This window comes from Flintibacter sp. (genome assembly GCF_046973065.1).
On the sequence record NZ_JBKVXZ010000075.1, the window covers coordinates 3,109 to 13,418 of the forward strand.

Annotated in this window: 12 protein-coding genes, 1 pseudogene and 1 other annotated feature; of the genes and pseudogenes, 6 read left to right on the forward strand and 7 right to left on the reverse strand. The window is 57.9% G+C overall.

The features are described from left to right. The 6 genes from ACLTXB_RS17450 to ACLTXB_RS17475 form a co-directional block, all read left to right on the forward strand. On the forward strand, nt 1-1,993 hold a 1,993-nt coding region (locus ACLTXB_RS17450), incomplete at its 5' end, for a DNA gyrase subunit A (protein ID WP_428227824.1). Nucleotides 1,994-2,028: 35 nt separating this feature from the next. Then, complete coding sequence (locus ACLTXB_RS17455; RefSeq protein ID WP_428227825.1) at nt 2,029-2,427, forward strand: SHOCT domain-containing protein; 399 nt, start codon at nt 2,029-2,031, stop codon at nt 2,425-2,427. A gap of 17 nt (nt 2,428-2,444) precedes the next feature. Continuing rightward, nucleotides 2,445-2,867 (forward strand): SHOCT domain-containing protein, encoded by a 423-nt coding sequence (locus tag ACLTXB_RS17460; RefSeq protein ID WP_428227826.1) that lies wholly within the window; start codon nt 2,445-2,447, stop codon nt 2,865-2,867. Between the two features lie 137 nt (nt 2,868-3,004). Next, nucleotides 3,005-3,088, forward strand: a complete 84-nt coding sequence (locus ACLTXB_RS17465; protein WP_428227831.1) for an RNase H family protein — start codon at nt 3,005-3,007, stop codon at nt 3,086-3,088. Between the two features lie 151 nt (nt 3,089-3,239). After that, on the forward strand, nt 3,240-3,677 hold the full coding sequence (gene rnhA, locus ACLTXB_RS17470; protein WP_008982347.1) for a ribonuclease HI: 438 nt from the start codon (nt 3,240-3,242) through the stop codon (nt 3,675-3,677). 76 nt (nt 3,678-3,753) lie between these two features. Beyond that, nucleotides 3,754-3,961, forward strand: a binding site (T-box leader). Between the two features lie 85 nt (nt 3,962-4,046). Beyond that, nucleotides 4,047-5,483: a glycine--tRNA ligase gene (locus tag ACLTXB_RS17475; RefSeq protein ID WP_008982348.1), complete on the forward strand. Its 1,437-nt coding sequence runs from the start codon at nt 4,047-4,049 to the stop codon at nt 5,481-5,483. A 174-nt stretch (nt 5,484-5,657) separates the two neighbouring features. Here ACLTXB_RS17475 and ACLTXB_RS17480 read toward each other — a convergent pair whose 3' ends face one another. The 7 genes and pseudogenes from ACLTXB_RS17480 to ACLTXB_RS17510 all read right to left on the reverse strand — a co-directional run. Continuing rightward, nucleotides 5,658-5,864: a helix-turn-helix transcriptional regulator gene (locus ACLTXB_RS17480; RefSeq protein WP_008982349.1), complete on the reverse strand. Its 207-nt coding sequence runs from the start codon at nt 5,862-5,864 to the stop codon at nt 5,658-5,660. Between the two features lie 73 nt (nt 5,865-5,937). Further along, nucleotides 5,938-6,180, reverse strand: a complete 243-nt coding sequence (locus ACLTXB_RS17485) for a DUF6442 family protein (protein WP_428227827.1) — start codon at nt 6,178-6,180, stop codon at nt 5,938-5,940. Nucleotides 6,181-6,192: 12 nt separating this feature from the next. Next, entirely contained in the window at nt 6,193-6,510 is a 318-nt protein-coding gene (locus tag ACLTXB_RS17490) for a DUF6442 family protein (RefSeq protein WP_428227828.1), read from the reverse strand. 281 nt (nt 6,511-6,791) lie between these two features. Continuing rightward, nucleotides 6,792-7,994, reverse strand: a complete 1,203-nt coding sequence (locus ACLTXB_RS17495) for a vWA domain-containing protein (protein WP_428227829.1) — start codon at nt 7,992-7,994, stop codon at nt 6,792-6,794. A gap of 112 nt (nt 7,995-8,106) precedes the next feature. Continuing rightward, nucleotides 8,107-8,916, reverse strand: a complete 810-nt coding sequence (locus ACLTXB_RS17500; RefSeq protein ID WP_110441636.1) for an AAA family ATPase — start codon at nt 8,914-8,916, stop codon at nt 8,107-8,109. Nucleotides 8,917-9,076: 160 nt separating this feature from the next. Next, complete coding sequence (locus tag ACLTXB_RS17505) at nt 9,077-10,021, reverse strand: AEC family transporter (RefSeq protein WP_428227830.1); 945 nt, start codon at nt 10,019-10,021, stop codon at nt 9,077-9,079. 66 nt (nt 10,022-10,087) lie between these two features. After that, nucleotides 10,088-10,310, reverse strand: a pseudogene (locus ACLTXB_RS17510) (hypothetical protein); the annotation flags it as partial.

Genomic DNA, 10,310 nt, shown 5'->3' on the forward strand with positions numbered 1-10,310 from the left:
GGCCACCAACATTCCACCCCACAACCTCACCGAGGTCATCAACGCCGTCATCTGCGTGCTGGACAACGAGAACGCCACCCTGGACGACCTGATGGAGCACATCCAGGGCCCCGACTTCCCCACCAAGGGCATGATCATGGGCCGCAGCGGCATCCGCGCGGCCTACGCCACCGGCAAGGGCCACATCCGGGTCCGCGCCCGCACTGAGTTTGAGGAGTTCGGCAAGGACCGCACCCGCATCATCGTCACCGAGATCCCCTATCAGGTCAACAAGCGCATGCTCATCAAGAACATGGCCGACCAGGTGGAGGACAAGCGTCTGGAGGGCATCTCCGACATTCGGGACGAGTCCGACCGCAACGGCATGCGCATCGTCATCGAGCTCAAGCGGGATGCCAATCCCCAGGTGGTGCTCAACCGCCTCATTGCCCAGACTCAGCTCCAGGTGACCTTTGCCATCAATATGCTGGCTCTGGTCCACGACCAGAAGCAGCCCAAGATCCTCACCCTGCGGGAGATTCTGGACGAGTACATCGCCTTCCAGGAGCAGATCATCACCCGCCGCACCATCTACGACCGCCGCAAGGCCCAGGAGCGGGCCCATCTGCTGGAGGGTCTGCTCATCGCCCAGGACAACATTGACGAGGTCATCAAGATCATCCGCACCAGCTACGACAACGCCAAGGAGCGCCTGATGACCCGCTTCGGTCTGGACGACGTGCAGGCTCAGGCTATCCTGGATATGCGCCTGAAAGCCCTCCAGGGCCTGGACCGGGAGAAGCTGGAGGCCGAGTACAAGGAGCTGGAGGAGCGCATTGCCTACTACGACAAGCTCCTCAGCGACGAGGGGCTGCTGCGCCAGGTTCTCAAGGACGAGCTCACCGAAATTCGGGATAAGTACGGCGACCAGCGGAAAACCGAGATCGCCTTCGTGGAGGACGACTTGGACATCGAGGACCTCATCGAGGAGGAGCAGTGCGTCTTTACCCTCACCCAGGCGGGCTACATCAAGCGTACCCCGGTGAGCGAGTACGCGGCCCAGTCCAAGGGCGGCCAGGGCCGCAAAGGTATCACCACCCGGGACGAGGACTGCGTGGTGGACGTGTTTACCGCCTCCACCCACGACTACCTGTTCTTCTTCACCGACACCGGCAAGGTGTACCGGAAGAAGGGCTACCAGATCCCCGAGAGCGGCAAGACCGCCAAGGGCACCAACATCGTCAACATTCTCCAGGTGGAGCAGGGCGAGAAGGTGCAGACCATGATCCACACCCGGAAGCTGGACAACCCCGATCTGTACCTGGTCATGGTCACCCGCAACGGCACCGTCAAGCGTCTGCCCGTCACCGCCCTGAAGAACATCCGCAACAGCGGCATCCGTGCCCTGCGCCTGGAGGAGGGCGACCAGCTCATCTCCGTACGGGAGACCGACGGCACCAAGAAGATCCTCATCGCCACCCACGACGGTATGGCGGTCTGCTTTGACGAGAACGACGTGCGGCCCATGGGCCGTGACGCCGTGGGCGTGCGCGGCATCCGCCTGCGGGAGGGCGACTATGTGGTCAGCGCCGCCCGGGCCACCGCCGGCCGCACCGTCCTTACCATCACCGAGAAGGGCTACGGCAAGCGCACCCCCGTGGAGGACTACCGCGTCACCAACCGTGGCGGCATCGGCATCAAGAACTACGCTGTCACCGAGAAGACGGGCAAAATTGTGGGCATCAAGGTGGTGGACGGCAGCGAGGACCTGCTGCTGGTCACCCAGGCGGGTATCCTCATCCGTACCCACGTGGACGCCATCCGGGAGGCCGGACGTGCCACCCAGGGCGTTATCGTTATGCGCTTCAAGGAGGAGGGGGACAAGGTGATCTCCCTGGCTCTGGCGGAGCGGGAGGAGACCGCCGAGGTTGCCCAGCCCGAGACCGCGGAAGCGGAAACCATGGAAGCAGAAACCACTGAAACCCCGGAAGAGACCCAGGCTGACCAGGAGTGATAGAGCGCTCCTGGTGAGAAAAGGAGGTTTGTCCCGTGAGAAGACGTCGTGTGACCTATCGTCCCAGTAAGGCCCAGGGGGCCTTTGGGGTGGCCGTTGGCGCCATCTTTGTTGTAATCGGACTGGTGATGGTCATTCCTATCTTTGGCCTGTTTGGTGTCCTTTGGACACTGATTGCCGTGGGAATCACCGGCATGAACGCCTACCAGGTCTTCGGAAAGGGCTATGCCGGACCGGAAATCACCATTGAAGAGGACGAGGAGCCCCGTCGTGGGGCATCCTCCGCCCCTGCTCCCCAGACCCACGACCACATTCCTTCCACGTCTCTGGATGTGAAGGGACGGCTGGAGCAGCTCAAGGACCTGAAGGAGGCCGGGCTGCTCAGTCAGGAGGAGTACGACAAGAAGCGGCAGGAGATTTTGAAGGGGCTTTGAGTAAGGAGGATAATCCGATGCAAAGACGCCGTATGATCGACCGACCCAATCAGGTCCAGGGGAAAAGCTGGATCTCAGTGATTTGGGGCGTGATACTTCTTATCGTTGGTTTAGGGACCATCATGTCTATATCTGTCGGTATTGGCGCTGTGTGGACGGCGTTTGCTGTGGTCCTGATCGTGAACGGCATCCGTAAGGCCCTTGCGCCCAAGAACGCCTCCAAGCTGGGTGACAGTGTGGAGAAGGTTGTGTCCCGGATTCAAAATAAGGATCCCGAGAAAAAAACCGTCCGCAGCAAACAGGAGACCCACGACCATATTCCCCCTACCGCCCTGGATGTGGAGGCGCGGCTGGAGCAGCTGCGCAGCCTGAAAGAGGCGGGGCTGATGGACAACGCGGAGTATGAGCAGCGGAAGCAGAAGCTGTTTAAGGGGCAGTAAGTAGAATTCCGCCCTGCAGGGCGAGAAGGGGCGATGTGCCTTTCTGAACGATCAGAAAGGAACCCGCCCTGCAGGGCGGAACCCTCTTTTTTCTTTGCAAAAACAGTCAAAATCCATCCTCTCCCAAGGAGAAATGAATGAAAACCGTAACAATTTACACCGACGGCGCCTGCTCCGGCAACCCCGGCTCGGGCGGCTGGGGCGCGTGCCCAAAAAAGTAAACTTTTTTGGGGTCCCTGACAGATTGAAATCCTCGGGCGAAATGAATTCGCCCTGCGGCAAGGTTTTTGCCAGAGGCAAAAACGCTTGAACGCGCCATACGGCGCGGGGCGCACGGTGTGCGCCCTCAAAATCGCGCCCAAGGAGAAGTATATGAAAACCGTAACAATCTACACTGACGGCGCCTGCTCCGGCAACCCCGGCCCGGGCGGTTGGGGCGCGATTTTAATGTACGGCCCCCACAAAAAGGAGATGTCCGGGGGCGAGCCCCAGACCACCAACAACCGCATGGAGCTTACCGGAGTCATCTCCGCCTTGCGGGCCTTAAAGGAACCCTGCGTGGTGGAGCTCTACTCCGACTCCAAGTACGTCATCGACGCCCTGGAGAAGGGCTGGGCCAAGGGCTGGCGTGCTCGGGGCTGGGTCAAAGGAGATAAAAAGCCCGCCCTCAACCCCGATTTGTGGCAGCAGCTGCTGGAGCTGTGCGAGTATCATACCGTCAACCTCCACTGGGTCAAGGGCCATGCGTCCAATCCCTATAACAACCGCTGTGATGAACTGGCCGTAGCCCAGAGCCAGAAGTTTAAGTGATCCACTTGGGCAGAAAGTAAGGGATTTTGTGACAAAATCCCCTTGACAGCGGAAGATTTGTCCAGTAGAATGTCATCACAAAGCTGTGACAGAGAACAGTACCCCCCGCCGGGGCGCAAGAGAGAGGATGGTCGGTGTGAATCCTCCGAAGGCGGGTTGGGGAACGGCCCTCTGGAGCGCGGGCAGGAAATGGCCCGCCGGTCCCCGCCGTTACCGGGAACGAAGTGCGTACCAGCCAGGTACGAATTCAGGTGGAACCACGGACATTTTTGTTCGCCCTGAGCCGAAAACCGGCTCAGGGCGTTATTGTTTTTTTGCGACAAAATACACTGCTCTGAGCCAAATCAATCAGAAAAGGAGCGTATTACCATGAAAAACAGCGAAAAGACCATGGAAAAGATCGTTGCTCTGTGTAAGGGCCGCGGCTTTATCTTCTCCGGCAGCGAGATCTACGGCGGCCTGGCCAACACCTGGGACTACGGCCCTCTGGGTGTGGAGCTGAAGAACAACGTCAAGAAGGCCTGGTGGAAGAAGTTCGTCCAGGAGAACCCCTACAACGTGGGTCTGGACGCCGCCATCCTGATGAACCCCCAGACCTGGGTGGCTTCTGGCCATCTGGGCGGCTTCTCCGATCCTCTGATGGACTGTAAGGAGTGTAAGGAGCGCTTCCGCGCCGACAAGCTCATCGAGGACTGGTGCAGCGAGAACGGCGTGGAGCTGGACAAGCCCATCGACGCCTTCTCCCAGGAGGAGATGAAGAACTTCATCGAGGAGAAGAACATCCCCTGCCCCACCTGCGGCAAGCACAACTTCACCGACATCCGTCAGTTCAACCTGATGTTCAAGACCTTCCAGGGTGTCACCGAGGACGCCAAGAACACCGTGTATCTGCGTCCTGAGACTGCCCAGGGTATCTTCGTCAACTTCCAGAACGTGCAGCGCACCACCCGCAAGAAGCTGCCCTTCGGTGTCTGCCAGATCGGTAAGTCCTTCCGCAACGAGATCACCCCCGGCAACTTCACCTTCCGTACCCGCGAGTTTGAGCAGATGGAGCTGGAGTTCTTCTGCAAGCCCGGCACCGACATGGAGTGGTTCCAGTATTGGCGTTCCTTCTGCCGCGACTGGCTGCTGAACCTGAACATGAAGGAGGAGCACCTGCGTCTGCGTGACCACAGCCCCGAGGAGCTGTGCTTCTACTCCAAGGGTACCACCGACTTCGAGTTCCTGTTCCCCTTCGGCTGGGGCGAGCTGTGGGGCGTGGCCGACCGTACCGACTACGACCTGACCCAGCACCAGACCACCTCCGGCAAGGACATGACCTACTTCGATCAGGAGACCGGCGAGCACTATATCCCTTACGTGGTGGAGCCCTCTCTGGGTGCCGACCGTGTGACCCTGGCCTTCCTGGTGGAGGCCTACGACGAGGAGGTCGTGGGTCAGGACAAGAAGGGCAACGACGACGTGCGCGTGGTCATGCACTTCCACCCTGCTCTGGCTCCCTTCAAGGCTGCCATCCTGCCTCTGTCCAAGAAGGAGGTCCTGGCTGGTCCTGCTCAGAAGCTGCGTGATGAGCTGAGCAAGTACTTCATGGTGGACTACGACGACACCGGTTCCATCGGCAAGCGTTACCGCCGCCAGGACGAGATCGGTACCCCCTACTGCATCACCCTGGACTTCCAGACCGTGGGCGACGAGAACACCCCCGCCGACAACTGTGTCACCATCCGCGACCGTGACACCATGGAGCAGGTGCGCATCCCCATGGACCAGGTGAAGAGCTGGCTGGAGGAGAAGCTGGCTTATTGATCGCTTTCTTGAAAGAAAAGTTAGCAAAAGAACTTTGTGCCCCGCTTTCTTGAAAGAAAGCTTGGCAAAGAACTTTGTGCGAAACTGTGTTTCGCCTCTGCACTTCGCTTTGCCTCTGAGTTTTCAATAAAAAACGTGGGAAGGACCAAGTTGGTCCCTCCCACGTTTTTTTGATTAAAAATAAAACAGATCTTCAAACTTTTTGTCCAGCGCGATGCACAGCACCAGTGCCAGCTTGGCAGTGGGGTTAAACTGCCCCGTTTCAATAGAGCTGATCGTCTGTCTGGATACACCCACCAGCTTGGCAAGGTCCCCCTGGGACAGATTTTTTTCCGCCCGGGCCACCTTCAAACGATTTTTTAAAACCAGCTGGTCGTCCATATCCTCACCATCCTGACAAATACTTGACTAAATTATACACGATCATGGCCAAACAGAAAAGAGCCATCCCAGCCTAAGAGCGCTGCTTGAGGTTGACCGCCTTGTAGAGGCAGCACCCAAAGGAACAGGCCCAGAACATGGCCAGAATATCCCCCACAGGGATGTGGTTGATCAGCTTATAGGTGGTCAGCAGCAGTCCAATGCCAAAGACAAAAATCAGACTAAACGATTCGCCTTGAATACGAATGGTCTTTTCCCGCTCATCCTGAAGATGATTTTCCCGACGACTTTTTTCCAAAATCTCGTTCTTTTCCAAAGATAGTCCTCCTTACGGCAGCGTTTCCATGACATAGGCGGCCAAAGCGACCAGCGTGCCCAGAGTGGCTAAAATGGCGGTTATAAACGTGACCCGCTCCCTCCGGGCTCCGTACTGACCAAAGGCCTCGCAGGCGAGGTATCCCAGGAAAAACGCCAGAGGCAGCTGGTTGTCCAATCCCCGGAGCAGATTGTAAGTCATCACCAGGACGCACAAAAATATAAAGCCAACTACCCCCCATTGGCGGCCTTTGTTCCGGGCATCAATTTTCCCCTCGTCCCAGAGCAGGTTTTCCTTCCGACACTTTTCCAGAATTTCTTTTTTGTCCATACAAAAAACTCCTTTTGTCTGTGGCGGACCGGCCGTGTCCTCCGTGGTTGAGATAAGGATAGCATGGTGTGATTAGATTGTCAAGTACACTTGGCATAAAAATAAGTGAACTTGATATTGTGCAAAGGACACTTTGATAAAACACGTGGGAGCGACGCAGCACGTCACTCCCACAAAAATTGATCTTACGGGCGCAGAGGCGAAACAAAGTTTCGCATAAAGTTCTTTGCCAAGCTTTCTTTCAAGAAAGCGGAGCCTACTTTTCTTTTAAGAAAAGTAGGCTAGCGGGAGAGGAGCTTTTTCATGCCGTCCTCCAGCCCTTCCACCGTAAGAGAAAACATAGGGAAGATCCCGGCGATGGTGTCGTAGGTCTGGGTCCAGTACTGGCCCCAGGTGGGCCGCTGGCTGGGGTTGAGCCAGATGACATTGGGATATTTCCCCCGGAAGCGGTGGAGCCAATCCAGCCCCGTTTTTGGGGCGTTAGGGTCCCGGTTGGGCGAATAGGAGTAGTCCCCCATCAGCTCATAGGGGGCCATCTGGGCGTCGCCCACGAAGATGACCTTGTACTCACTGGAGATGTTGTCCAGGATCCACTGGGTGGGCTGGCCATACTCCGAGAGCATGGTGGGCGAGGTAAACACCCGGCCGTAGGGGCAGTTATGGAAGTAGTAGACCTTCAAGTCCTTGAAGTGTCCCACTTTGCTCACTGCCTGGAACAGAGCAGAGCACAGCTGGGCATAGTAGTCCATAGAGCCGCCGGAGTCCATGAGCAGCAGGACCTTGACGGTATTCTCCCGGGGCCGCTTGTAGCGCACCTTTAACATGCCGCCGCTGTCGGCGGTGTCCTTAATGGTGTTGTCCACGTCGAACTCCGTGGGAGGCAGGTCCACCAGGCCGGAGAACTGCCGCAGGTGCCGCAGAGCCACCTGGAACTGGCGGGTGTCCAGGGTGTTGTCCCGGCGGAAATCCCGGAACTTCCGCTCCCCCGCTACCCGGAAGGCCCGCTTGTACATGCTCTGACCGCCCACCCGGATACCCTTGGGGGACAGGCCGGAGTTGCCGAAGGTGGACATACCGTGGGTGCCAACCCAGTAGTTGCCGCCGTTGTGCTGCTCCTTCTGCTCCTGCATGCGCTCTTTCAGCATGCGCTCAATTTCTTCCTCGCTGAGGCCCATATTTTTCAGGGCCTGCTCCTCGTCCCAGTTGGCGTAGTCCTGGAGCACGTCGGGCCGGTTGAGCCAGTCCATCAGCTCCTGAGACACCTCCTGCTGGAAGGGCACGTCCTTGAAATATTCCAGAAAACAGCGGTCGAAGCGGTCAAAGTCGGCCTCGCTCTTCACCAGCAGGCAGCGGCACAGGTGATAAAACCCGGTGAAGCTGGAGCCGTGGAGCCCCTTGTCCATGGCCTCCATCAGGGCCATCCACTCGGTGAGGGAGACTTTCAGGCCGTTTCGCCGCAGCAGGTAGAGAAAATCCTCAAACATGTTGGTTCCTTTCCATTCCACAGCCGGGAAAAATTCCTGGCATCCCGCGCCGGAGCATGGGAAAACAAGCCGTGGAAGTTCTTTTTGGTTCTTTTTCTTTCAAGAAAAAGAATCACCGCCAGACGCGGCGCAGGGCGTCCATGTCCTCGTTCTTCTTCAGCAGCACCCCCAGATAGGGCACCTCCTTGCCGATACGGCTCACGTCCACGCCGCCGTGCTGGAGGGCCTGGATCCAGTCGATGATCTCGCTGGTGGAGGGCTTCTTCTTGATCTGCGGCAGCTGGCGGATCTTGTAAAAAGCCTCCAGCACCTGGGTGAGCAGCTTCTCATCCAGATCGGGATAGTGGACCCGGACAATGTCGGCCATCAGCTCCTTATCCGGGAAAGCAATATAGTGGAACACGCACCGGCGCAGGAAGGCGTCGGGCAGCTCCTTTTCCGCGTTGGAGGTGATGATGACCACCGGGCGGTGCTTGGCCTTCACGGTCTCGCCGGTCTCAGGGATGTAGAACTCCATGCGGTCCAGCTCCCACAGCAGGTCGTTGGGGAACTCCAGGTCGGCCTTGTCGATCTCGTCAATGAGCAGGATGACCTGCTTGTCGGCGGTAAAGGCCTCGCCCAGCTTGCCCAGCTTGACATACTTGGCGATGTCGTCCACGCCCTGGCCGCCAAACTGGCTGTCATAGAGGCGCTGCACCACGTCGTACACATACAGGCCGTCCTGGGCCTTGGTGGTGGATTTGATATTCCAGATGACCAGCTCCTTGTCCAGAGCCTGGGAGATGGCCTGGGCCAGCATGGTCTTTCCGGTGCCCGGCTCGCCCTTGATGAGCAGGGGCTTTTGCAGTACCATGGCGATGTTTACTGCCCGAAGCAGCTCCTCATCGGCCACATAATTTTGACTTCCTCGAAATTCCTTCATGGTCGTATCCTTCCTGGCCCAAGGGCCTTTGTGTGCTTATTCTTTGGAATTGTATAATCTTTTTTGATTAAATTCAAGTATTTTGCCTTATTTTTTGAAAAAGGAAAAACAAGCGCGTCCGGATCGATTCAAACCCGGACGCGCGTTTTGGTTGAAAACATTACCCAATCAAAAGCATCAAAATGGGGATACTAATAAAGCTGGCCAGGGTGCTCAGACAGGCTCCCGTGGCGGCGTACTGCTCATCGGCCCCGAAGGCTCCAGACAGCACCGGTACCTGACTGACCACGGGCAGGGCGCTCTCCACCACAAACACCTGCATGGCCAGGCCGATCACGCCAAACAGATGGCAGATGCCCCAGCAGATGACAGGAGCCACCCCAAGCCGCACCACCAGCATGGTGGGCAGGCCGGGCAGCAGGCGCAGGTTTTTTAGACCCACTTCCCAGATGATGTAGCCGCAGTAGATGAGTGCCAGAGGCGACACAGTGTCTCCGATGTACCCGGCAAACTTCATTACCACGGCCGGCAGCTGCAAATCCAGCACCAGCATCAGAATGGAAAAGATGACCCCCAGAATGGGAGGCTTGCTCAGCAGGTTTTTGAAAAAGCCCAGCACCGTGGTTCGGGTGCCTTCGGCGGTGCCGGAGCGCTGAATGAGCATAATGCCCAGAGACTGGAGAAAACTGGTGTTTCCCAGGTAATAGATCATCACATAGGGAAGGCATTTGTCCCCAAAGAGCTGAGTACATACGGGCAGGCCGATAAACAGCGTGTTGGACAGGCCGGTCATGACCACAAAGACGCCCCAACGGGAGCGGGGCAAGTGCAGAAGCTGAGCCAGTCCCGCAGCGAGCAGCAGGGTGATCGCCATACCAAGGACAGCGGCAATCAGCATAAAGCCCGCCTGAACCAGCATGTCATGACTGAGATTGGAAAGCAGTCCGGTAATACAGGTGCAGGGCACAGCGATGTTGACGATGTACTTGCTTAAAAATTTCTTTTCCGACGGGCCCATCCAGCCCCGCCAGCCCATAAAAAAGCCCACACTCATCAGAGCCATCAGGATGAGGGAGGCGGACAGGGCGTTAAAAAATCCGGACACAGGCTACCCTTCTTTCCATCATAAAGCCAGCAGGCCCCCGCTTTCGCGGGGGCCGTATAAAATCATTTACTCTGCTTTCGGGGTGCCGGAGCCGCTCCCATTTCCTCTGGGACGGCGGCGGCGGGGACGGCGGCGCTTCTCGCCGCCCTCAGCGGGAGCGGAGAACTCGCTTTTAGGGGCGCGGTCGGCGGGCTTCTCCTGGGGCTTTTCCTGCCGTTGGGGGCGCTCCTGCTTGGGACGGGGAGGCCGGGCGGGCTTTTCCTGCCGCTGAGGACGCTCTCCCTCCTGC